The sequence below is a fragment of the Acidisoma sp. L85 genome, from assembly GCF_009765865.1.
Lineage (GTDB): Bacteria > Pseudomonadota > Alphaproteobacteria > Acetobacterales > Acetobacteraceae > Acidisoma.
In genome coordinates this window covers 43,322-65,871 of record NZ_LMUQ01000022.1, presented here as the reverse complement: position 1 = coordinate 65,871, position 22,550 = coordinate 43,322, and the positions used below count along the sequence as shown (strand labels likewise).

The following is a 22,550-nucleotide window of genomic DNA, read 5'->3' as shown; positions in this document are numbered from 1 at the left end:
CGACAGATGGGTTGGTTAGACACGCTGCAACAGACTTTCCTCGACTGGCCGTCGATGCTGGCGGTTCTACCCAACATGATTACGGTCGGGCTGAAGAACACCTTGATCCTAGCGGTCTGCTCGACCGCAATCGGCGCCGTCATTGGCCTTGTCCTGGCGGTAATGGGGGTCTCCCGCTCGCCTTGGATCAAGGTCCCGGCACGAGTTTATACGGACATTTTCCGTGGCTTGCCTGCAATCGTGACAATCCTCCTCATCGGCCAGGGATTCGCGAGACTGGGACGAATGCTATTCGGGCCGTCACCCTTTCCGCTCGGCATTCTGGCACTGAGTCTTATTGCCGGTGCTTACATCGGGGAAATCTTCCGTTCTGGTATTCAAAGTGTCGAACGCGGTCAGCTTGAGGCCTGTCGTGCGCTTGGGATGAGCTACCCAAAAAGCATGCGCCTTATTGTCATCCCGCAAGGGGTGAGGCGGGTCTTGCCGGCGCTGGTCAATCAATTCATTGGCAACATTAAAGATTCCAGCCTTGTCTACTTTCTAGGCCTCCTCGCGTCCGAACGTGAATTATTCCGGGTAGGGCAGGATGAGGCCGTGGTCAGCGGCAATCTTTCCCCGCTGCTACTGGCTGGTATCTTCTATCTGCTCATCACGGTGCCCCTGACCCATGCCGTCAACTTTCTCGACAATCGGCTGCGGACCGGACGGCGACCAACCGATGTCGTCAGCGGTCTACAAGAAGTGACCGAGACGGAGGACGCGAAAGTCATTTCGGGGCGCGACAGCGCGCGAAGGCCAGCGGTTGATAGACGGGACAGCGACCAAGTCTTTGGGCGGCTGGAGGCAATTGGGCTGGAGATGGCCTACGGCCCACTTCAAGTTCTGCATGGCATTGATCTCTCGGTCGAACCGGGAACCGTAACCTGCATCATCGGGCCCTCAGGATCTGGCAAATCTACCTTGTTGCGTTGCCTCAATCGCCTCGTCGAACCATGCGGAGGCGACATCCGGCTCGACGGCGAAAGCATGCTAACAGTGAGGCCAGACGTGTTGAGAAGACGCGTCGGCATGGTGTTCCAGCATTTCAACCTTTTTCCAGACCACACGGCACGCGCCAATATCGCACTTTCGCTGCGGAAGGTGCAGGGAAAGAGTAAGGCCGAGGCATTCTCTATCGCAGATTCTCGCTTGGCGGATGTAGGACTTTCTGCTCGTGCCGATCATCGACCGATCAACCTGTCCGGTGGCCAACAGCAGCGCGTGGCAATCGCGCGGGCGCTCGCGCTTGAGCCGGAACTCATGTTGTTCGATGAAGTGACTAGCGCGCTCGATCCCGAATTGGTCAAGGGCGTGCTCACCCTCATGGCCGAACTCGGCCGCCGCGGCATGACGATGATCGTAGTAACGCACGAGATGAACTTCGCCAGGAAGGTCGCCGATCAGGTGGTCTTCATGGACGAGGGAAGGGTGGTAGAAGCCGGCCCCCCGGAAGAGATCTTCGGCAACCCCAGAAGCCCCCGACTGCAACGATTCCTGTCAGAGGTTCTGTAGCGCGGTCTCTTCGCTCTCATCAACAATCAGCGTCCTCCGCGGCGACGACGCCGATAGGGCCACGATGCCGTCTCCCCATCGAGATTCCTAGAAGGCAAAAGCAAAATGACTGAATTATCCAAGGGTTCCAAGGTTGTCGTTATTGGCGGTGGCATTTTTGGCGCGTCGTCAGCCCTGCATCTCGCACGCCTTGGAGCCGAGGTTACTCTTGTCACTGAAGGAAAGCCTGGCGATGGAGCCTCGAGTCGGTCTCTCTCCTGGTTGAACTCATCTCGTATGCGTTCAAACGAGTATCATCGTCTCCGCATGCTCGGGATCGACCGCTACCGGACCCTCTCGGCTCAGCGTCCCGGGGTGAATTGGCTGCGCTTTGACGGTGGTCTAACATGGGATGCGGATGATGAAAGCAATAAAATCGCTAAGGTCTTCGATCATGAGCGTAGCATGGGTTACGATGCCGTCCTGCTGGCGGCGGACGAAGTCGCAGGGGTAACCCCGGGAGTCGATGCTAGCGCAATCTGCAAACCCGGCGCGATATTCAATGCGGGCGAGGGATGGGTTGACCTGCCCTCGCTGATCACCGTACTGCTCGCTGAATTCGCAAGACTTGGCGGCAAGGTCATTAGCGATTGCGGACCTGCCTCGGTTGCGGTCACTGCAGGACGGGCGAGCGGCATAATAATGGCCGATGGACACCGTATCGCCGCGGATGCGGTGCTGGTTGCTACTGGCGCTGCTGTGCCGAAGATGGCGGCCGCAGTTGGAAAACGTATCCCGGATGGAACGCTGATCTCGTTGCTCGTCAAAACGAAGCCGATCGACGTTCCGCTACGCGCCGTCTTAAATGCGCCGCGCGTTGCGATCCGGCCAACGCCCTCTGGCGCTCTCGTGCTCGATTCCGCCTGGTCCGAGCGAGCCGTCAGCGCGCTTCCGGATGGCTCATACGATGTGAAGAACTGGGTCATCGAGGAACTTCTTGAGGAGGCTTCGGCGGTGCTCGTTGGGCATCCGGCACTGGAACTCGACGATATCGCGATGGGAGCAAAGCCGATACCGGAGGACGGTGTGCCGGTGCTCGGCCGGCTGGACGAGGTTCCCGGCTATTATCTCGCGTTTAGCCACAGCGGAGCGACGCTGGGTCTGATCGTGGGAGAACTCCTAGCAGGCGAAATTATGACCGGCGCACCGCACCCCCTGCTAGCGAAGTTCCGTCCCGGGCGGTTCGTCGGCTGAGCGACAGGAAAGCAGCCGATTGGTCTGGAACGGAAGATCCTCAGATCGGGTGGTTTCGTGTAATCTCCAGCTGCACACTGGCCGAGGGTCATTAAGGCAGGGGATCCGATTATTACCGTGTCTACGAGCGTTGCGGAGCATGCGGTGACAGAATAGAGCTGACCGCGATGAGAATTCCTATCGCACTACAGCTCGAAAAGTTCACCGTCTCGTCGGTAATGACTGGCGGGCCGAACAGTGGGTCGGGAGCAGCGCGTGATCCATCGAAGTGAAAACTGACGGTCAACACGCGATAAGATCCCTCTCGCGTGTTGGTGGGTGTTTGGCCTTCGAGCGCTCGGAAACCCCCTTGCTTGCGATAGGGAGATTGGGCGACCCGGCGGGTCGCCGATCGACTGACGCTTAATGCGTGGGCGGACCGACCGGTTCAGCTTGCGGCTGGTGCTGCGGCTTGAGCTGGCGAAGTTGCGCTGATGGAAGCGTCCCTAAGAACGCAGCGAGGAGGGGAGGGCGGCCGGGTGAGGCATCGCTCTACCGGCCGGCTATTCCAATCCGCTGGTGCGTTCGGGCGGGTGCCAGAAGCCACCTCAGTATTCAGCGCGTGTGCATGTCCTCAAGAGCGGCGGCAAGCTCTATGAGATCCCGCTGCAATCGTGATACTCGTGATTTGCCAAGCTTTGCGACGGCAATGGCCTGTAGTTCATTTTTCACCTCCGCACAGGCCGCGCGTATGTCGACCCCACGCTTCGTCAGGCGCACGATCTTGGCGCGTGTGTCGGTTGCGTCGGGCACCTGCTCGACATAGCCGCGTGCTTCCAGCTCGCGAACCAGCTGACTAATCGCCTGTTTGGTGATTCCGGCTCGCTGCGCCAAGGTGGTGGGTCGGGCGCCGGTCGCATCAAGTAGGGGCATGAGGCTCGCGAAGGCGGGGGTCATGTCTTTGAACCCACAACTAGCAACCTTGGCCATCATGGTGGCGGTTAAGGCACGGCTGGCGGCAGCCAAGGCCGGTGCAAAGTTGACCCCCTTTTCTTCCTTTGAGCTACTCACGAGCGCCCACGTCGTCGCCGAACCAAAAAATCATCAAGGCTCTTGACCATATCATCAAGGTGCTTTACTTTCATTAGTCAAGGTAGTTTACCAGAACGTGAAGCGCAAGCAAAGGAGATTAAATGTCAGTACCAACGATCGCGCAAAAAGGTCCATATCCCGTTCAAGTTGAAGCAGGCGCGAGCTACTACTGGTGTTCCTGTGGATTGAGCAAGACGCAGCCCTTCTGTAACGGAAGCCACGCCGGCAGCGGCCTCTCTCCGATAAAATTCGAGGCCATAGAAACCAAGACGGCGTACCTTTGTGGCTGCAAGAGCAGCAAAAGTGGCGTCTTTTGCGATGGCAGCCACACCAAGCTCTAAAGATCGTTGCGACCTGGCGACGAGGCGGCCGCGGCGGAAGCGGAACGCTGCGGGGGTCGAAGTATTGACGCAAGTCGGATCTTCACTATCCGGCTTATTTTCTTCCGGAGCGACAAGCGTCGTGGCCTGACCCCGTCGTGCGCAATCTCTCATCTATCTAATTAAACGGCCGCTGTTAGCGACGATGGAGGTCATCATGAAAACGCTTGAACAAATCACCCCGCAAGCGGCGGGGGCTCTGGCCTTCAGCCCTGACGGGGTCCTCTTCGTCGGCGACAACAAGCTCGGCGCCGTCTTCGCCTTCGAGACGGAACGGGGCCAGGCTCCAGTCTCACTTGATCCCTTCCTCTTCGAGTCGATCGACGAGAAGATCGCCGGCGTGCTGGGCGTGGCGGTGAAGAGCTTGGTGATAAATGGAATGGCCGTCCACCCCGTCACGCGCGAGCCATACCTGTCCGCCGGAGTGCGCAACGGCGATCGCCTGGAGCCTGCGGTCGTGAGCGTCTCGCTCGCCGGAGAGGTCCGGCCCTTCGATCTCTCATCGTCGAAGATGACAGTACACCGCCTGACTGACGTTCCCGACGAGGGCAAGACCTTTAGGTCGCGGGCCGGCTCTTTCCCATATCCGCCGGCGGCGGTCTTCGACGAGAAGGCGCGTACGCCGCTCCGGTCCATGACGATCGTGGATCTGAAGTTTCACAACGGCGACGTGTACGTCGCCGGCGTCTCGAACCAGGAGTTCTCCTCCACGCTGCGACGTATCCCCAATCCGTTCACCGGGGCCGCCAGCGAGACCCAACTGGAAATCTACCATCTCGCTCACGGCCTCTACGAAACGCGTGCGCCGATCCGGACCATGCAGTTCGCCACCATCGATGGCGAGGACACGCTCGTCGCCGCCTACGCTTGCAGTCCGCTCGTCACCATTCCAGTCTCCGAGCTGAAGCACGGCGCCAAGGTGAGGGGCAAGACGATCGGCGACATGGGCAACGGCCAGCCCATCAGCATGGTCGCCTTCCGTGATGGGGACGAGGACAAGCTGTTCATCACCAATCTCAGTCGCGGCCCCATGATAGTTCCGCTCTCCGGAATCCGCTCCGCTGAAGGCTACACGCCCGAGAACCGACCGACCCAGGACAAGATGCTGGACCAACACCCCAGCATGCCGGCCGGGCCGGTCGGCAAGCAGGTGCTGTTCGTCGGATCGTCGTTGCGGGCCGACCTGTTCAGCGACCGCTTCTTCGTCTCGCTGACCCGCTATGCAGATACCGGCGATCTGGCACTTGAGACCCTGATGACCAGCCCGCTTCCCGGACGGCTAGACAAGATCTGGGTAGAATTTGATTTCCCGGGCGCCCAGTTCCCGCCGAAGCAGGCGGCGTGACCGAAGGAAAGCGAGAGGGAAGCAGTGGAAACCGCGGCGGGGAAGCGCTTGACGACGATGTCGGTTCACCGACACGCCAGGCGAGCGTTCGGCCGTCCGTACACGGTCGAGCGTCATTTTGCGAGAGCCGCGAATTGAATGACTGAGATACCCATCCGCATCTCTCCCCAAGCCAAGGTGCTCCCTGCCAACACCCTGCGTTTCTATATACATTTCCCGAGGCCAGGAGAGGCGCACTTCGATCGTGAGCGACTCTGGCTGCTGAACGAGGAGGAGCAGGTGGTGCGAGACCCTTTCCTCGTCCTGTCGCAGGAGCTCTGGTCGCCTGATGGGCGTCGCCTAACGGTGCTGATGGAGCCAGGAAGGATCAAGCGCGGTCTTGGGGCGGACCCGGCTCACGAGCCGGCCCTTGTCGTCGGGCGGTCATACAGCCTTGTCGCCACGGCGCTCGGGCAGACGGCTCGCCATACCTTCCGCGTAAGCGATCCAGTTCTAGAAGCGCTCAAGGAGACCTGCTGGCGTATTGTCTCACCGACGGTGGGGAGCCTAGATCCCGCTGTTGTGCACTTCGACAGGGTTATGGACGCGGCCCTCTGCGAGAATGAGATCGGAGTCCGGACCCCTTACGGAGAGGTCGTTCATACTCGTGTTTTACTCACATCGGATGGAACAGCGGCGCAGCTTATCCCAGGCCACCGTTGGAGTGCCGGGGAACACCGCCTCGTCGTCTCTGAGCGTCTCGAAGACGTTTGTGGCAACAGGTTGGGCGAGGCTCTAGACCATGACCTGGGTGCCGTTGGACGACCGCGAGCCGGGATGATCAAATTCGCTCCGCGCGGCCGACACGTCCTCGTCTGCTTAGGCCTTGAGCTTGAAGCGGTCGGGACGCGGAGCAGCGCAAGTACCTAGCCCGAAGCTGCCTTGATCTTCTATTGAGCCTAATGTTGCGATGCAGCACGACGGGAGCTGTTCGGTGGGCGTATTTGATGCGATGAACACTCTTCTCACTATTTTTTCAGGGTTAGCTCGACAATATCGTCGAGGCCGGGAAGACCGGCGTGCAAATCGTCAAGATTATCGGCAAATTGCAAATGAGCTCTCGATGTATACCGATCACGAGCTTCGTGAACTTAGGTTAAGCCGTGTGGACATTCACGCTGTTGCTTCAGGCACCGATCGTCCACGAAGAAAGAACGATGGCGGTCTCGCGTCGGGCGTACCCGGTGACCGGGTGGCCTGAGTCGCCCATATCTGCTCAACGGTGTGAGGAGGGCCATTCCGCGTCAGACAAATGTGCCGCGGTCTGCGCCTGCGGTGGCTTAGAACGCAGGGAGCGTCCGGAGGAGGTATGTTAGCGCGGTGCGATCTTGACGCTGAGCTCCTGCCAAGAGGAGCTCAGTAGGGACGTGGTATGCAAACCATCTGACCCAGCCACGGCGGATCCACAAGTGTTGCTGTTGGGTGGCCGAGGCTACGGCTGGTTGCATACGAAAAGTAAGGGTGCCGCGGTATGATCCGGATCTGGGGCCGTTCTTCGTCTTCTAACGTAATGAAGGTTTTGTGGTTGCTGGACGAGCTCGGCTTGGACTTCGAGCGGATTGATGTGGGCGGACCATTTGGCGGAACGCACACGCCAGAATATCTGGCGATGAATCCGGCTGGTTTGGTGCCGACGTTGGAGGAAGATGCGTTCTCGTTGTTTGAGAGCAACGCGATCCTGCGCTATTTGGGCAGCGAATACGCATCTGACAGCAACTGGTATCCGGCTACATCGCGGCTGCGCGCTCATACGGATGCGTGGCTAGACCTCCAGCAAACGCTGCTGACGGGGCCGTTGAACCGGGTCTTCATCGGGCTCGTGCGGACGCCATCGGAGAAGCGCGATCCGGCAGCAATTGCGGCGGCAGCCCTCGAGACAGGACGGGTATGGACAATTGTGGAGGCGGGGCTCGCTGGCTGTGAGTTCCTGGGCGGCGCTCAACCGTCGATCGCCGATGTGGCGTTCGGGCCGTCCTTGCACCGCTGGTTTATGCTGCCAATTGATAGGCCGGAGTTGCCGATGTTGCGCGCTTGGTACGATCGATTGTTGACCCGACCGGCTTACGCGAAGCACTGCGCGCAGCCGCTTTCCCCCTGACGATGCGGATCTACGAGTAGCGTGACGAAGCAGTATTTCGCTCCACTTCGCCGCCGAGCTTGACGGCATGGCTATAACCGGCACGAGCTGAGGTCTCGGATTCCGATTCAGCATGCACTGGGACACGCTCGATGGTGCGGCCCCGCGTTGAGGTTCGAAGCCCACTGCCGCTGGCCTGCGGTGTAAAATACTAACCTGCGCTCTGGCGGCTGCGGGTTTGCGAATAAACGAGGAAGCGTAAAAAGTCGCCGCGCCGGCTGTTTCGGGCGAACTTTGCTTCTGGCACAGCGACGGAGTTATTTAGCGGTGACGTGCGACCGCGACGCCCATCGATGCCGTGATCCGATCCAGATGATTGCGCGCAAAGTCAGGCCTTTGTCGACTTCATCGTGGACGCTTTCGCGCGGTATCCGTGCCTCCCGGGGGCAAATGACGCTTCTTCTGCTGCTGGCCTTAGAGTGCATTCCAAACAGGAATAGAGATTATTACCATTCACGACCTACAGGGCTTCTCCTCGATCTCATAATCGAGGCTCTGGCGCCCGTCCCGACGACTCAGCTCGACATCAAACGCGAGAACGGCTGGAGTTGGAAATATATCTGCAATTAGATCGGCGGTCACTCCGAAGTGCTGATCGTCGGCGCCATACTGGGTCAAATGAGTCGACCGAGCCACAGGCGGTTGCGGCTACAAAGTTGCTTAGCTTGTCCGAGGGCGAGCGAACCAGGCTCAATGAGGTGCCGATGCCCGGTGAGGGCGTAAAAATGCCGCGGAGCGATCCGCTAGCTATCGCCTCTACGAGTAAGTGATGATCGACAGACTGGCCTGGAAGCGCTACTCGAGTAAGAATTCGGCGACGGCATAATGTCCGCGATCGACTTCGACTTCGACATGGAGCGACCGCCGAACCCAATAGGTGATCGCGTCAAACTCACGATATCCGGCAAATTCTTGCCGTTCAAACATACGGCGCGATTGGCAACAACATCGAGTATGGGTACAAAGAACAGTAGCGGTGAACCTTCGGTCGGGCTGGCACTCGTCGCACTAGCAAGCTTTGGGCTTTCAGTAAGGGGTCGGCCGCTTAATCAGCCGGTAGCGACCACTTCGTCGCCGGCCTCCTTCTCGTCATCGGCGAATTTCGATCCGAGCTCCTGTTCGATAAAGCTCGCAAACGCCCGCGCCTTCGTGCTGACGTTGCGCCCCGACGGGAATACGGCCCAGAGATCAATCTTCGGCAACGACCAGTCCGCTAGGACGCGTGCCACGCGCCCAGACGCAATCTCGGGCGAGAACATCCACTCCGAAGCGACCGCAAGGCCTATCCCCGAGATCACTGCCTCCCGCACGCCTTCAGCTGCCGTGAGGCGAACCCGACCCTTGAGCGTGACGGCGCTTTCGGCCGTGCCTTGGGTGAACGTCCAGACGATGCCTCCGCCGCGCCGGTCGTAAATTACCGACTGATGCGCCACGAGGTCCGCCGGCGTTACCGGAATTCCGGCTTCCTCGAGATAGCTGGGCGCACCAACGACGACACGCGGGCTGCTGCCGATCTTGCGTGCCGTTAGTGACGAATCCTGTTGGTCACCCATCCTGAGCGCAATATCGATGCCGGCCTCGACCAGATCGACGTCGCGATCGTCGAGAAACACCTCGAGGTCGAGAGCCGGATGCATCGCCATGAATTTGCGAAGCCGTGGCACGACGTGGAGCCGAGAGAAGGTGACAGCGCCGCCGATTCGCAGCCGGCCAGAGAGCGCTGCGGCCGCCCCGCGGGCCTTGACTTCCGCTTCGTCGGCCTCTTCGACCGACCGCTTGGCGTGTTCGTAGAAAGTTTCGCCAGCTTCCGTCGGTGTTAGCCCTTGGGTCGAACGCAGCAAAAGCTTCACACCAACCCGGTCCTCGAGCTGGGCGATGATCTTGGAAATCGCCGGTTGGCCGACGCGGAGCTGACGCGCCGCACCGGTGAAAGAGCCGGTATCGACGACGCGCACAAAGGCGTCCATGGCGGCCAGTCGATTCATCGTCATTCCCCGTCGGAATGAAGGATATCTCCTTATGCAGCCTCCTCTCGTCAAGTGCACATGGGCAGATACGGTTGAGACGCTCTTCGAACATCCAACCGAGGCTCCCCCGATGTCTTTGAAGTCGCGACTGGCAGCGCTGCGCAGCCAAGCCGAGAGCGACCTTCCCCCGGGCACCTTCGACCGCTTGCAGGCGGAAGCGGCGCGCCTGCGCGCTTCGGGTATGCTGCGGCGAGCACTCAGGGCAGGCGACACAGTGCCGGATTTTCGGCTGCGGGACGGGCAAGGCGCCCTGGTTCGGCTCCGCTCTCTATTGCAAGGCGGACCCGTCGCTATCTGCTTCTATCGAGGTGGCTGGTGCCAATTCTGCGCTCTCGAACTCGAAGCCCTGACCCGCGTAACTGGCGAAGTCACCGTCCTCGGAGCCTCCCTCATCGCGATCGCCCCCCAAGTCAGTAAAGTTCGACTTCTGTGCCAAATAGTGCCCACGCCGTTTCCACTGTTGGCCGATGTCGGCGCCAAGGTGGCCACGAGCTTCGGCATTGCCTTCATGCCGGCCGACGAGCTCCACAATGACTACAGGGCACTCGGCCGTCCCGACAGCGCCTGCTGTCGCACGCCGCTTCCGATCCCCGCAACCTACGTAGCCGATTCGTCCGGGCGGATTGTCTTCTCGTACCTCGATAGTGATTTCACCAAGCGGATCGAGCCGGCCGAGATCCTGATCGCGTTGCGCCGCCTGCAGTCCACGCGCGTTGCTGCCACTGCAGTTTCCGCAGCTGCCAACCCGCCGCCCTCCAGGCGACGTTCCTGAGTCCCACCCCGAACAGACGGAAGCACCGATGTACCAAGTTTATGCCTTTTCGACTCCGAACAGCGTGCGCGTGCCGATCGCGCTTGAGGAAATGGGGCTTCCATACGAGCTCAAGCCGATCAACGTGCGCAAGGGCGAACAAAAGCAGCCCGACTACCTCGCCGTTAATCCGAACGGCAAGGTCCCGGTATTGGTTGATACCGAAGGACCTGACGGCCAGCCACTGACCCTCAGCGAGTCGGGCGCCATTCTGATCTACCTCGCGGAGAAGAGCGGCAAGCTGCTGCCAAAGGACGGAGTCTACCGGGCACGGGTCTTCGAACAGATGTTCTTCCATCTGACTGGCATTGGCCCGGCGCTCGGCCAAGTCGGGTTCTTCAAGCGTCAGGCTTCTGAGCAGGTCCCGTTAGCGATCAACCGTTTCCAAGCCGAGTCCGAGCGCGTCTTCGCTGTGCTCGATGGGTTGTTGGCTAAGCGCACATTCGTCGCCGGTGACGCATTCAGCATCGCAGACATCGTGCATTTCGGCTGGTTGTGGCGTCGGGAGTTCGCTGGCATCGACTTCGACAATTCGCCGAATATTGCGCGCTGGTATGAAATGATCGCGGCACGGCCGGGCGTCCAGGCTGGTATCGCCAAAGTCACTGCCCTCGTGCCGCCGGCCTGATCGTCCAAGCCCTCGTGCCGGCGGATGTGCGGCAGCCAGCCGAAGCGGGCGGCCTCATGAGAAGCTGTCGACATGGAGGACTTCGAGAAGTTCCCGATATTAACCTCGTGATTAGCCTCGAGCCCGTCGTCGGGCGCCAGCGACGTTGCTGATCCGGCTGCGCGGGACGAACTCGCAATCACCGATCTTCGGCATGCCCCCACCTCGACGATGCTCGATGCACAGAGCATCGGCGTTTTGAAACGCGGCGGCACCAAGCTGTCGCTGATCACGCTCGGTTTCGCATCATTCCAGAGCAGAATAAACTTTAGTCTCGTCTCCGAACTACAGGCTGTCCCCTCGATCTCTTATTCTCAAGCTCTGGCGCCGATCCCGGCGCCCCGACGCCCCGCGCCGCACCAGTGACGAGCGCGTGGGATAATAGAGATCGAAGGATTCGCTTATATGAGCAGAAAACTAGAGGGCAAGGTCGCCGTCGTGACCGGGGCCAGCGCCGGCATTGGCCTCGGTATTGCCAAGGCGTTCGCCAATGAAGGTGCGCGAGTGTTCCTCACCGGCCGCCGGCAGTCAGAACTTGATAAGGCCGTGGCCGAGATCGGCAATGGCAGCGTTGGCATCCAGGGCGACGCAGGGAAGCTCGCCGATCTCGACCGCGTTTACGCGACGGTCAGGGAGAAGGCCGGCCGTATCGACGTGCTGATGCTGAACGCCGGGTTCTATGAATTCATGAAGGTCGGCGAGATCACCGAAGAGCACTTCGACAAGACCTACGCCGTCAACGTCAAGGGCCTGCTCTTCGCATTCCAGAAGGCGCTGCCGCTGCTGCCGAAGGGTGCGTCGGTGATTTTCACCGGCTCGATCGCCGGCTCGATCGGCATTCCCAACATGTCGGTCTACGCGTCGACCAAGGCAGCTGTCCGTAACCTGGCTCGCGGCTGGCTGCATGACACAAAGGAACTGGGTATCCGCATCAACGTGCTGAGCCCTGGCCATACGCTGACCCCGGGTCTTCAGTCGTTGATCCCACAAGAGGCACATGCCGGAATCATCAATATGATCCCGCTCTCGCGCCTTGGCACGCCCGAGGACCTGGGCAAGGCGGCCGTGTTCCTAGCCTCCGACGACAGCGCCTACATCACCGGCATCGAGCTTGATGTCGATGGCGGCGTCTCCCAGTACTGATCGACCCCCAAAGGGGACGGCCGGTTGGACCCGACCTGCCGTCCCAGCAACTTCTGGCCGTCCGCCGAGGCGGCCGTTCCGAGACCCCCGCCGAACCGGCGGCGGTCCCAATTTACTTCGAACAGGAACCATGCCGATGAGGCGCTTTGCCCTTCTCGTCAACCTCAAGGCCGCTGTCGGCCACGAACAAGAAGTCGCCACCTTCCTGGCCTCCGCACGAACATTAGTCGACGGGGAGCCCGGCACGATTGCCTGGTTCGCCGGTCGGCTCGACACGAAGAGCTTCATGATCTTCGACACGTTCGACGATGAGGCGGGACGGGACGCCCATCTCAACGGCCCCGTCGCTGCGGCGCTCGGCGTCATATCGAGCGACCTTCTTGCGGCTGCGCCCGAGATCCATAAGGTCGACCTCATCGCGGAGAAACTGCCGTGACGCGCGCGGCCGTTCTCATCAACGGCGCCAGGGTATCGGCGAGCGCTGCCCGATCGGCTGACAAATCGAGGCGCACGGGTCATCTGTCTCGCACGCGGCCGTTCGGACCATTTCCCGGGCGAGCTCGTCAAGGTCGACCGCGTTAAAGCGGAGTTAGATCTGACTTATTTCAGCAACCGTACGCTGGGAGTGAGCTTGTCGATCCTCGTAGCCTTTGTCGCATCGATCACGCCTGCCAACGCGCGTGGCTGCTTTTATACCGGCTCTGCGGGCATGGACCTACAGCCGGACGTTCACGCCCTCGGACAATGGCGGTGGCAACTTCGGACGAACGATCACCGCGACCCGCCCGAATGGCGCGACAGCGACGAGCTCGTTCAACCGAAGGGTAACCAATTGGACGATAACCGATAGCCGAGCCATCACCGGGTTCAACGGTGCGACCTCAACCGGCACAGTGGCGAAAACCGGCCCAAACGGGCATAGCGTCACAGAGACGCGTCCGCGAGCAAAAACTAGACACCTCGTGCTGGGCGGGAAGGTCAGCACCTTCGAGACTTGCTCGCCTATTTGCACGTCCCCTGGCCGACGTTCATTTGGGGGCTTGCTCGGCCTGAAGCCCGCGCTCGACGGCGACGAGAGCCGTCACACGGCAATCGCCGACACCGGAACACGTCCCTCAGCGCTGGAAAAAACGCCCGCAAGCTACATTGCCGCGTACGCACCCGATGCGGGCGCCCACGCCCCAGCAGCGCGAAATGGCTACGCGCGCACACGCGCATACGGTCGAGATAGTCAGCAGCCATGCCGGTATCTTATCCCATCCGAGCCAGGTCGCCGCGTTCATCGAGCACTCCGCCGCTGCGCCCCATTAGTGCGCGGATGGACGGCAGGTAAAAGAGGTAAGAATTTCATAGGCGGGCATGCCCTCGACCGGCCGCGAGTTACAATACTTGCGAGCACGACGAAAATCCGGTCGGAACAATGTCCGAAGGCCCTCTGTGCTCGCCGGGCATTTGAGGTTGGATGCTCCAGCCCGGCGGACCAGGTTTATCAAAACTTCATACTGATTACCGCACCCGTCCTCACTAGATCGATATAGTCGTTGAGTTGGTCGAACCTGATGGTTGTTATCGTATGGCGGATGCGGCCTGAACGGCTAATGCGATGAATTCACTAAGTTTCGGTCCAAGATCATCTTGAGTCTTGAGAGACGATTATGATTCGATAGCGGCTGCCCCGATTCGCTGGAGCCCCCCGATGTGGATTGTCGAGAACCGCGCTCGCTATAACTGGAGCAAACTGCGCTACCCGAGCGACCTAACAGATGAGGAATGGGCTCTGGGCAAGACGGAGATCCCGCGGGCCAAGCGTGGCGGGCAACAAGCGGATTGTGAATGTGCGCGATGTGACGAACGGCCTGATGTATGTGCTGAGCACTGGCTGTCAGTGGCGCGCGATTCCGAAGGACCCGCCGCCGCGCAGCACGGTGGATCACTCACATGAGGAGTTTCCGGTCAAGAAGTCTTACCAAGGCGACATTGGTCAGTCTCCTATGGTGTTTCAAATCGGCACCTAAGTTCTGAGCGCATTCGATATGACGCTGCCCGTTCCGAGCACGATCAAGCTCACATCCGGTCGCCGCTCCAACGGCTACACCAATATCTCGCTTGCGGCGGGCGAGGCTCGAGAGAACGAGACCATTCTACTTATCGGCTGTTCAAGCCATATGTTCATCGGTTCGTCCAGTTGGATCCGCCAGGACTGATCAGGTTCTAAAAGATTGCGAAATTTGGTTCACGCCTATCGTCAGGCGGTCTTCATCACAACCCTATCGATTACGACACCAGCGGTCACATATTTCCAAAGTGCGACCAGCAGCTTTCGCGCCATTGCCAATCGTTGTTTTCTTAAGATGGCCGCCGCTGCGCGTGACCCGTTCCTTGAACCAGTGGCTGAGCGCTGACTCTGGCTGATGACGAAGCCAGAGCCAGGCGAGCTGGAGCAATGTTGTTCGTAGTCTGGGATTGCCGGCCTTCGATACGCCCCGTTCCCGATCGATCGATCCGCTCTGCCAAGGCGTTGGAGCCAGGCCCGCATAAGCCGCAACTTGTCACCGGTTGTCGAAATGTCGGAACGGCCCCTCCAACCACAGGACAGCGGCGAATTCAGACCCGATGCCCTTGATGTCGAGCACACCATCGCCGCCGGCGTAGCGGCGCGTTCAGCGTCAAGCAAGGTATCCCGCTCGACCTCCACCATTTTGATCTGCGCGAGCAGTAGTTGCAGGCGATCGAGTTCGCGGGTTGCGGCAGTGATAAGGGAACGGACTGAAGGCGGGAATGTTGAACCTTCGTTGCATAGGCTTGACGTTGGCCCAGGCGCCACGGTCCGTCAAAGTCCCCGAAGAGCGTCACTGTCGTAGGCCCGATCAGCCAGAAGGATTTGACCCGCGCCGATGGTGTCCAGCATGTCACGCGCGCTCGTGCCGTCATGGGCTTGGCCTTCGGTCAGCTTGAGGGCAATGGCATTGCCGTTGGCATCGACGAGAGCGTGGATCTTTGTCGTCAGTCCGCCGCGCGAGCGCCCCATGCATCGGGATGGAGTGTCGTGACCTTCGTCGGTTTCCGGCGGGCCCCCTTTTTGACGTTCGCCGCATGCTGATGGACCCGGATCGAGGAAGAATCGATCATTTGAAGATCACCGTCAAAGGCTCGCGAGACAGCCTCGAAGACCTTGTCCCAAACACCCACCTTCCGCCAGCGGACGAAGCGGTTGTAGCAGGTCGTGGGAGGACCATACCGCTCTGGGATATCTGCCCACGGTGAACCCGTGCGCAGCCGCCAATAGATGGCATTCAAGACACGGCGGTCATCGGCGCGTCGTACGCCACGAGGCTTATTCGGAAGCAGTGGTTCAAGATCGACCACTCAAAGTCCGTCAGCTCATATCGGCGCGGGGTCATGTTCGCTCCCTACTACAAGCAGCTTGAATCAGACTTCCTTGCCAGCGGAATTCCGTTTATGAGTTCGAGACCTAATTGTTTAGTCCCGCATTGTGATGGTGCGGGCTGGTTTTGAAGCGCTCGAGCTGGATCGTCCATCGCTGACAGATGAATTCGCAGGCGTTTGAGCTTCGCGGTCGCGATTGCCGGTCGCAGGGACCCCGGGCTCCTTGATCGCGCGGCCACTCCCCATCCGGTTTGACACACGACGGCAATGCACCTGCTTCAATCGGATGTAGATGTATGACTACGTCTCGCCGGGATGCCCGAATAGCCGGACCAGGCAGCACGAGAACACCGCGGCGTCGCCTGCTCTAGGTTTAGGCGATGGCGCGGGCGCATGATGCGAGCGACAATCGGTGACATGGAAGATGTGCAGTCGCCGATAGCCGAACCGGCGCCGCTCCATGGCCAGTGCCCGCAGACACTCTCGGGGCGCCGCGTCGTTCAACCTCGGCACTCCCGGCGCCAGCGACCTGGAGTCGATCCCACCGACGAAGAGAATACTCGAGTAAAATGCGCTTGGTCAGCGAAGCCGCAATTCAAGGCAATTTCGGCGATTTGCATCCCAGTCTGCAGAAGTAATTCTTTCGCTAAATCGACCCTTAGGCTCATTAGCCAACGATGTGGCGGCAATCCTGTGCTACGTGCGAAGGCGCGGCTAAAGTGGCCTGGGGACAGCCTGCATTCGGCGGCGACTTCCGAATACCGCATCGCGCCATTTAAATTTCCTCTGATGAGCTCCTTCGCCCTTCGTAGCTGCCAGGGCGCCAGACCGCCGGACGTGGCGATTTTGCCAGCGACTGTAGCGCCGTATTGGCCCGTTAGATGAGCGAGCAAACCGTAAGCGATGTGATCGACAAATAGCTCGTTAACTTCATGTTGGCGCTCCATAGCTGGCAGTAAGCTTGCAGCTAGGCCGGCGATCGTAGGATCGGATACCGTAGACCCGAAACTGACCATTAAACGGTCGATCGACCTTTTGTCGGTCTCACGACTGACCTCGTTCAGAGTATCTCTGTGAATGTAGAAATTTAAGCTATCTATCGGCTCGCAAATGGCAAACCTGATCTCGTCTGTTAAGTCATAGAAGGCTGAACTGTTCTTTGGACGTTCCTCGTCAGGTTGAAGCCGCCCGCCGATCCACGCCCGCGACTGCGTCACGTCGCGCAGCCTGACAGTAAGTGAATATGCGTTCTCGGTCGGTGTCGGTGCGGTAACGTCGCAACGAGGTAACTTACAATCAATTCTAGTGACGGCGAAGATAGAGTTGCGAATCTCTCGAACAATCGTGGGAGGAGGCTCGGAGATGCCAAAGCGGCGGGTAACCGCAGCACCGTAGTAAGCATTGCGGCCGGAGACTGGTTTTGGCGCGGCGATGCTTAGGCCGGTTTTGTATCGAGATTCACAAGCGGTTCTCATTGCAGAACTGCCGCCAGCGTCACCAACATACCCGCCGCACATAATCATATTTCCCAGATCGTCTATCGTGTATGCCAAGCCTCTTAACCGGCCCGTGAATGAAAGGCTTTGCGATAGATGAGGTCAATGAGACTATGGTCTACGTGAGATTGACGACGTCGATGGTTGGCGCAGATGTTCGAGATTTTGCATCGAGACGTGGAATATCATTCGTCGAGCAGGAACGGAGTGTAGAATACTGCGGCTCAAGCAGATGTCCTTGAAGTGCCACTAGTGGCGGAACGCAACGGCCGGCGCAGAGATGGGGGTTAGCTTAGAAGAAGTGTAGCGGTCTAAGCGTTTTTCGCCATCGAACAGTTTGCGCAGAACTATCGCTGAGTTTGTCTCGCGGATAGTCGCACTGCAGTCACCCAGGTACTTCAAGTTTGGCCGCGAGCTTGACCAGATCAGCGAGAGAAGCGGCCTCCATCTTCCGCATGAGACGACCGCGATGCGCCTTGACCGTAATTTCGCTTATGCCAAGTTTGCCAGCGACTTGTTTGTTCATGAGCCCGGAAACGACCAACGCCATGACCTCGCGCTCGCGGCGGCTGAGGAGGTCGTAGCGACACCGCGAGGACTGCATATCCGCCGCCGTCTCCTGCCGGTTGGCGCTGCGCTCCAGAGCGCCGCGGATTGCGGACAGAAGCGCCTCGTCCCCGAAAGGTTTTGTCAGAAACTCGACAGCGCCTGCCTTCATCGCGCGCACACTCATTGGAACATCGCCATATCCCGTTATGAATATGATTGGCATGTCCGCCCGCTCGCCAGCGATCATCTGTTGAAGATCGAGACCATTCAGATCCGGCAAAGACACATCAAGGACAAGGCAGTTGGGAGACGCGGCAGGCGGCGAAGCAAGGAAATCGGATGCGGAAGCGAATGCGGATGGCTGCCAGCCTGCTTCGAGGATTAGGCCTTCCAGCGATTCCCGCACCGAGATATCGTCGTCAACAATGTAAACGACCGAGTCGGCGCTTCGCATTGACAAATGATCCGTCTTATTTTCTGTCACGACAAGTTCACCCATACTCCTCGCTAATCTTTGCACGCAAGGAGATTGAACTATTTTGGCTTCAGCGCTGTTTCCAGAGCCGTCAGCAGCGCGGTATCGCTAAACGGCTTGAGGAGGCACGCGACGGCGCCGCGTTCGCGGACCGTCAGACGGATTACCTCTTCACCGTGTGCCGTAATAAACACGATCGGCACATTCCGCTTTCGCTGGATCAGCTCGCTCTGGAGATCGAAGCCGGACATCCCCGGCATTGCATAATCAAGAACCAAACACGCGGCTTGCCTTAGCCGGTCCGACGTCAGGAATGACTCGGCGGAAGAGAACGCTTGGGCATCGTAGCCGAGTTCCCGCAGGAGGTCCGGCAGAGACTCCCTTACGGACTCGTCGTCATCGACCACCGCAACATAAGGCCGTTTCGGCAACGTTATTCCACTCCGCCAGTGCAATGAGATTGGGCTGGAGCGAACGACGTGCACGCGATCCTCCCATACACAATTCGGGAACGAAAAAGCAGCCTCAAGGTGTCAGTCAAAGCGTCGAGGCTTCCGCGGTGTACGAGAATTCGAGCCATAAGCATTCCGGTCTTGGGTATCGGGAGCCATCTCTGCCAAAGCGTGTTCAATCAAATCGCGACGGTTCCCGGAGGAGACGGTTTGCGCCTCCGGTCCAAACTCCTCTTGCTGTTCGACAATGCCCCAGATGGGGCTTGCACGGGCATTATACCTAGGTGTTGGTTTTGAAGTTTTGTCGCCTCGCCGGGCCTGTGAAGCCCAAGTCTTTCGCAGAGGGCGGCTTCTAAATTGCTTCGAATCAGGCGCGCTGGGTGAGGATCCCGCTAGGACCTTTGGAAGCGATGGACCGTCTTGCGCAAATCACTCCGGCTCAAGTCCACGCACAGGAGCCTGCCCTAACATATTGAACATAGAGTGATTCCCATGCCGGCGGGATTAAGGACGGCCTGGTCGAGAAATCGCGGCGATTGACGAAGGGTAACGGGGCATGAAGGGTTGACACCGTCGCCCGGGAGAGTTCAAAGCACTATGTACGGCTGCTCAAAAAATAGGCTATTCACCTAGACGCAACTTGCGCGACGGCAAATTCCGGTAGAGGGAGCGCTCATTGAAGCACGCTGCGCCAGAAATCCGGTTTGCCGGATCGAAGCTTGATAGGGCGCGACATGTCTGCGCCTTCTTCAATAGCAACGAGGAAGAATACGACGTTCTGCTCCCTTTTATAAAGGAGGGGTTTGAACTCGGCGATAGGGCAGTTCATGTCGTCAATCCGGGCCAGCGCGACGACCATTTGTTGCGTCTGACCACGGCGGGCATCGACGCAGCGGCGGCCGAACGACGTGGTCAATTCGAGCTCAGAACCAATGTTGAGACCTACCTGCGCGACGGGCATTTCGATCAGAACCAGATGCTACAAACTTTCGAGCAACTGGCCAAGGGAAGCGCCGATTCACCGAACGGCCTGAGTCGGATTGTCTGCCGCATGGATTGGGCCGCGGAAGATCGGTCGTATATTGACGACCTGATCGAATTCGAATCGCGCGTCAACGATGTGTGGTGTCAACACGACGATGCGGTCATCTGCACATATCATTTGTCGAAATTCGGCGGCGACACGGTGATCGATGTTATGCGGACGCACCCGATGGTCCTGATCGGAGGCATTCTGCAAGAAAACCCATTCTATTTGCCGCCGCAGGAGTTTCTGCGTGAATTCCGCGGCCGTCGATCCGGGGCGTAAAATGGACGATTCTCTGCAGCGGGCTGCGGCAGAGACCAGGCGCCTTCAGAATTGCATCAGTGATCTGGTCGGCGTACTCGCACTTCCGGCCGTTTGGGCGGGTTGCGAGCCGAGACAAATCGCCAAAATTCTTATTGACTCGCTTTATGGCATGCTTCAGTTGGATTTCGCTTACATCAGAATGACTGATGTATCGGCTGAAGCTCATGTCGAGCTGGCTAGAATGAGGGCGGGAACCCGCCCACAACCTTCACCGCAGGAACTGGGCGAAATCCTCCGTCGTTGTTTGGGAGACGAGCCACGAAGCTGGACCGCAGGGTCATGCAGAGTCTTCGCGGATGACGCCATTGTAGCCGTGCCCTTGCAACTGGGGCTCCATGGCGAGTTCGGTATGCTGGTGACCGGCTCTGCGCGTCCGGATTTTCCGCGGGATCATGAAACTGTCGTGTTACGATCGGCCTCAAACCAGGCGGCGATAGGACTGGACGGAGCGCGGCGGTTGACGGAGCGTAAGCAGGTAGCCGAAGAACTCGATCGACGAGTGGCGCAGCGGACCAGCCAGCTCGCGTCCGCAAATGAAGAACTGCGGCTCCAGGTCGGTTTGCTGCAACATCTTCCGGTCGCGGCATGGACCTTCGCGCCTGATGGCACACCGGACTTCGTCAATCAGAGCTGGCTGGAATACACCGGGCAGTCGAGTGCCTACGTTCAATCTCAGCCTGAGGCCTGGATGACTGCCTTACACCCCGACGATCGGGATATTGCATCGCGAGCCTTCTGGAAGGGGGTAGGTTCGGGGCGCGATTTTACCTTCGAAGTCCGCTTTCGTCGGGCTCGGGACGGAGCCTACCGCTGGCATCTTAATCGCGCCGTAGCGTGGTATGGCGCTGATAGAAATGTCCAGAGATTTGTCGGTACATCGACCGATATTGAAGAGCTCAAGCAGTCGCAGGAAGATCTTCAGCGAGCCGAGGAAAGAACAAGTTTAATCATCGACACTGCCTTGGATGCGGTGATCACCATGAATGCGGGAGGAATGATAACGAGCTGGAACGGGCAAGCCGCGCTCATGTTCGGGTATAGCGCCAGCGAAGTTATTGGCCAGCGTATGTCCGAGGTGGTCATGCCGGCGCGGTATCGGTCGGCTCATGAAACTGGCCTGCGGAAGTTCTTGCTCACGGGCGAAGGGCCAATCTTGCGGCGGAGGATCGAGGTTTCGGCGATCCGCCGTGATGGAGCCGAGTTTCCCGCCGAACTCCAAGTCGTGCCCATGCGGCTTGGTCACGACTGGGTATTCAGCGCTTTCATTCGTGACATCACGGAGTCTAAGTTCGCGGAAGGCAAACTTCGAGAGAGCGAATTCAAGCTCCGCGAAATGACCGAGACCATCCCGGAAATGCTTTGGAGCGCGACGCCAGACGGCAATCTCGATTACTGTAACGCTCGCATGCTTGACTATACCGGCTTGCCCGTTGAAACAATTATGGGGGCCGGTTGGGGCCGGTTGCTCCATCCAGATGATGTAGACCAGATGACACAGGCCTGGATGTCGTGTGTATCATCCGGCGCACCTTATCGTGCTGAGGTCCGTATACTTCGTGCCGCCGATCACAGCCACCGCTGGTGTGTGATAAGCGCCTTGCCGTTGCGTGATCGGGAGGGCCGCATCTTGAAATGGCACGGGACGGTCGTGGACATGCACGACTGGAAACAGGCGCAGGAGGAGTTGCGCAACACCCAGGCCGAGCTGGCACATGTCACTCGCGTAATGACAATGGGGGCGCTGACGGCGTCGATTGCCCATGAGGTCAATCAACCGCTCGCGGGTATCATCACTAATGCCAACACTTGCCTGCGGATGCTGGCTGCCGATCCTCCCAATCTCGTCGGTGCACGGGAAACCCTGCGGCGCACGATCCGTGATGGAAACCGCGCATCCGATGTCGTCGCCCGGCTGCGCTCATTATTTAGCAAGAAGAAACCTGCAAGCGAGCAGCTCGATCTAAATGAAGCGGCACGAGAGGTGCTGACGCTTTCGCGCAGCCAGCTTCAGACAAGCCGCGCAGTCCTGCGCCTGGAATTCGACGATGACCTTCCCCCTATCGTGGGAGACCGCGTGCAGCTGCAGCAGGTCATTCTAAACCTTATCCTGAACGCGGCCGAGGCTATGCAGGAAGTCGATGATCGCCCCCGATGGCTGGTCGTCAGGACTGCGCTGGTAGACGACGATCATGCATGCCTAACCGTTCAAGACGCGGGTGTGGGCTTCGACCCGCAGGTGGCAGAGCGACTTTTCCAGCCGTTCTATACGATGAAGGACGGAGGCATGGGCATCGGCCTTGCCGTAAGTCGATCAATCATCGAAAGTCATCACGGTCGCCTCTGGGCGGAACCCAACGAGGGTGCGGGCGCCAAGTTCAGTTTCACAATCCCGATGCGATCCCGGCTTGAGGAGACCCCCATCAGCGCGCTAGATGT

At 59.2% G+C, this 22,550-nt stretch carries 18 protein-coding genes and 5 pseudogenes; 15 read left to right on the top strand and 8 right to left on the bottom strand.

From position 1 onward, the window contains the following. Nucleotides 1-6: 6 nt before the first annotated feature. The 3 genes and pseudogenes from GSQ83_RS31605 to GSQ83_RS04165 all read left to right on the top strand — a co-directional run. Nucleotides 7-687 (top strand): annotated as a pseudogene (locus GSQ83_RS31605) (amino acid ABC transporter permease); the annotation flags it as partial. Nucleotides 688-858: 171 nt separating this feature from the next. After that, nucleotides 859-1,551 carry an amino acid ABC transporter ATP-binding protein gene (locus GSQ83_RS31600; RefSeq protein ID WP_216849927.1) on the top strand — a complete coding sequence of 231 codons (693 nt, stop codon included), beginning with the start codon at nucleotides 859-861 and terminating at the stop codon, nucleotides 1,549-1,551. A gap of 105 nt (nucleotides 1,552-1,656) precedes the next feature. After that, nucleotides 1,657-2,784, top strand: a complete 1,128-nt coding sequence (locus tag GSQ83_RS04165; protein ID WP_158801625.1) for an FAD-binding oxidoreductase — start codon at nucleotides 1,657-1,659, stop codon at nucleotides 2,782-2,784. 594 nt (nucleotides 2,785-3,378) lie between these two features. Here GSQ83_RS04165 and GSQ83_RS04160 read toward each other — a convergent pair. After that, nucleotides 3,379-3,834, bottom strand: coding sequence for a MarR family winged helix-turn-helix transcriptional regulator (locus GSQ83_RS04160; RefSeq protein WP_158801624.1), 456 nt, complete (start codon nucleotides 3,832-3,834; stop codon nucleotides 3,379-3,381). 122 nt (nucleotides 3,835-3,956) lie between these two features. On the opposite strand from GSQ83_RS04160, the gene GSQ83_RS04155 reads away from it, so the two are divergent. From GSQ83_RS04155 to GSQ83_RS31090, 4 genes and pseudogenes are all read left to right on the top strand, one after another. Further along, nucleotides 3,957-4,196 (top strand): CDGSH iron-sulfur domain-containing protein, encoded by a 240-nt coding sequence (locus GSQ83_RS04155; protein ID WP_158801623.1) that lies wholly within the window; start codon nucleotides 3,957-3,959, stop codon nucleotides 4,194-4,196. Between the two features lie 196 nt (nucleotides 4,197-4,392). Continuing rightward, a complete protein-coding gene (locus tag GSQ83_RS04150; RefSeq protein WP_158801622.1) occupies nucleotides 4,393-5,580 on the top strand; it encodes a hypothetical protein in 1,188 nt (395 codons plus the stop codon). 1,510 nt (nucleotides 5,581-7,090) lie between these two features. Beyond that, nucleotides 7,091-7,717, top strand: coding sequence for a glutathione S-transferase family protein (locus tag GSQ83_RS04145; protein WP_158801621.1), 627 nt, complete (start codon nucleotides 7,091-7,093; stop codon nucleotides 7,715-7,717). 864 nt (nucleotides 7,718-8,581) lie between these two features. Beyond that, nucleotides 8,582-8,626 (top strand): annotated as a pseudogene (locus tag GSQ83_RS31090) (hypothetical protein); the annotation flags it as partial. Between the two features lie 179 nt (nucleotides 8,627-8,805). Here the strand turns inward: GSQ83_RS31090 and GSQ83_RS04135 are convergent. Beyond that, nucleotides 8,806-9,741, bottom strand: coding sequence for a LysR family transcriptional regulator (locus tag GSQ83_RS04135; protein ID WP_158801620.1), 936 nt, complete (start codon nucleotides 9,739-9,741; stop codon nucleotides 8,806-8,808). Nucleotides 9,742-9,853: 112 nt separating this feature from the next. On the opposite strand from GSQ83_RS04135, the gene GSQ83_RS04130 reads away from it, so the two are divergent. From GSQ83_RS04130 to GSQ83_RS04115, 4 genes are all read left to right on the top strand, one after another. After that, nucleotides 9,854-10,555 carry a peroxiredoxin-like family protein gene (locus tag GSQ83_RS04130; protein WP_158801619.1) on the top strand — a complete coding sequence of 234 codons (702 nt, stop codon included), beginning with the start codon at nucleotides 9,854-9,856 and terminating at the stop codon, nucleotides 10,553-10,555. Nucleotides 10,556-10,583: 28 nt separating this feature from the next. After that, a complete protein-coding gene (locus GSQ83_RS04125; protein ID WP_158801651.1) occupies nucleotides 10,584-11,222 on the top strand; it encodes a glutathione S-transferase family protein in 639 nt (212 codons plus the stop codon). Between the two features lie 444 nt (nucleotides 11,223-11,666). Continuing rightward, on the top strand, nucleotides 11,667-12,404 hold the full coding sequence (locus GSQ83_RS04120; RefSeq protein ID WP_158801618.1) for an SDR family NAD(P)-dependent oxidoreductase: 738 nt from the start codon (nucleotides 11,667-11,669) through the stop codon (nucleotides 12,402-12,404). Between the two features lie 136 nt (nucleotides 12,405-12,540). After that, a complete protein-coding gene (locus tag GSQ83_RS04115) occupies nucleotides 12,541-12,840 on the top strand; it encodes a putative quinol monooxygenase (protein ID WP_158801617.1) in 300 nt (99 codons plus the stop codon). A gap of 279 nt (nucleotides 12,841-13,119) precedes the next feature. Here GSQ83_RS04115 and GSQ83_RS04110 read toward each other — a convergent pair whose 3' ends face one another. Beyond that, nucleotides 13,120-13,332 carry a hypothetical protein gene (locus GSQ83_RS04110; RefSeq protein ID WP_158801616.1) on the bottom strand — a complete coding sequence of 71 codons (213 nt, stop codon included), beginning with the start codon at nucleotides 13,330-13,332 and terminating at the stop codon, nucleotides 13,120-13,122. A 768-nt stretch (nucleotides 13,333-14,100) separates the two neighbouring features. Between GSQ83_RS04110 and GSQ83_RS04105 the strand changes: the two are divergent. Next, nucleotides 14,101-14,332 (top strand): annotated as a pseudogene (locus GSQ83_RS04105) (transposase); the annotation flags it as partial. 105 nt (nucleotides 14,333-14,437) lie between these two features. After that, entirely contained in the window at nucleotides 14,438-14,608 is a 171-nt protein-coding gene (locus GSQ83_RS04100; RefSeq protein ID WP_158801615.1) for a hypothetical protein, read from the top strand. Between the two features lie 41 nt (nucleotides 14,609-14,649). Here the strand turns inward: GSQ83_RS04100 and GSQ83_RS30305 are convergent. The 5 genes and pseudogenes from GSQ83_RS30305 to GSQ83_RS04065 all read right to left on the bottom strand — a co-directional run. Continuing rightward, nucleotides 14,650-15,147 (bottom strand): annotated as a pseudogene (locus GSQ83_RS30305) (transposase); the annotation flags it as partial. A 10-nt stretch (nucleotides 15,148-15,157) separates the two neighbouring features. Next, nucleotides 15,158-15,805, bottom strand: a pseudogene (locus tag GSQ83_RS30300) (IS5 family transposase); the annotation flags it as partial. Nucleotides 15,806-16,291: 486 nt separating this feature from the next. Continuing rightward, a complete protein-coding gene (locus tag GSQ83_RS30295) occupies nucleotides 16,292-16,558 on the bottom strand; it encodes an AraC family transcriptional regulator (RefSeq protein WP_254065494.1) in 267 nt (88 codons plus the stop codon). A 1,114-nt stretch (nucleotides 16,559-17,672) separates the two neighbouring features. After that, nucleotides 17,673-18,290, bottom strand: coding sequence for a response regulator transcription factor (locus GSQ83_RS04070; RefSeq protein ID WP_216849921.1), 618 nt, complete (start codon nucleotides 18,288-18,290; stop codon nucleotides 17,673-17,675). 80 nt (nucleotides 18,291-18,370) lie between these two features. After that, nucleotides 18,371-18,742 (bottom strand): response regulator transcription factor, encoded by a 372-nt coding sequence (locus GSQ83_RS04065; RefSeq protein WP_216849920.1) that lies wholly within the window; start codon nucleotides 18,740-18,742, stop codon nucleotides 18,371-18,373. 697 nt (nucleotides 18,743-19,439) lie between these two features. Here GSQ83_RS04065 and GSQ83_RS04060 point away from each other — a divergent pair. After that, nucleotides 19,440-20,072 (top strand): MEDS domain-containing protein, encoded by a 633-nt coding sequence (locus tag GSQ83_RS04060; RefSeq protein WP_158801609.1) that lies wholly within the window; start codon nucleotides 19,440-19,442, stop codon nucleotides 20,070-20,072. 1 nt (nucleotide 20,073) lies between these two features. Then, nucleotides 20,074-22,550, top strand: a 2,477-nt coding sequence (locus GSQ83_RS04055) for a PAS domain S-box protein (RefSeq protein WP_159013247.1), incomplete at its 3' end; no start/stop codon positions are given.

Excerpts from the sequence above, each read along its gene's own strand:
- GSQ83_RS31600 (WP_216849927.1), top strand. The coding sequence starts at position 859 with ATGGCCTACGGCCCACTTCAAGTTCTGCATGGCATTGATCTCTCGGTC.
- GSQ83_RS04165 (WP_158801625.1), top strand. The coding sequence starts at position 1,657 with ATGACTGAATTATCCAAGGGTTCCAAGGTTGTCGTTATTGGCGGTGGC.
- GSQ83_RS04155 (WP_158801623.1), top strand. The coding sequence starts at position 3,957 with ATGTCAGTACCAACGATCGCGCAAAAAGGTCCATATCCCGTTCAAGTT.
- GSQ83_RS04150 (WP_158801622.1), top strand. The coding sequence starts at position 4,393 with ATGAAAACGCTTGAACAAATCACCCCGCAAGCGGCGGGGGCTCTGGCC.
- GSQ83_RS04145 (WP_158801621.1), top strand. The coding sequence starts at position 7,091 with ATGATCCGGATCTGGGGCCGTTCTTCGTCTTCTAACGTAATGAAGGTT.
- GSQ83_RS04135 (WP_158801620.1), bottom strand. The coding sequence starts at position 9,741 with ATGAATCGACTGGCCGCCATGGACGCCTTTGTGCGCGTCGTCGATACC.
- GSQ83_RS04130 (WP_158801619.1), top strand. The coding sequence starts at position 9,854 with ATGTCTTTGAAGTCGCGACTGGCAGCGCTGCGCAGCCAAGCCGAGAGC.
- GSQ83_RS04125 (WP_158801651.1), top strand. The coding sequence starts at position 10,584 with ATGTACCAAGTTTATGCCTTTTCGACTCCGAACAGCGTGCGCGTGCCG.
- GSQ83_RS04120 (WP_158801618.1), top strand. The coding sequence starts at position 11,667 with ATGAGCAGAAAACTAGAGGGCAAGGTCGCCGTCGTGACCGGGGCCAGC.
- GSQ83_RS04115 (WP_158801617.1), top strand. The coding sequence starts at position 12,541 with ATGAGGCGCTTTGCCCTTCTCGTCAACCTCAAGGCCGCTGTCGGCCAC.
- GSQ83_RS04100 (WP_158801615.1), top strand. The coding sequence starts at position 14,438 with ATGACGCTGCCCGTTCCGAGCACGATCAAGCTCACATCCGGTCGCCGC.
- GSQ83_RS30295 (WP_254065494.1), bottom strand. The coding sequence starts at position 16,558 with ATGCGGTATTCGGAAGTCGCCGCCGAATGCAGGCTGTCCCCAGGCCAC.
- GSQ83_RS04070 (WP_216849921.1), bottom strand. The coding sequence starts at position 18,290 with ATGCGAAGCGCCGACTCGGTCGTTTACATTGTTGACGACGATATCTCG.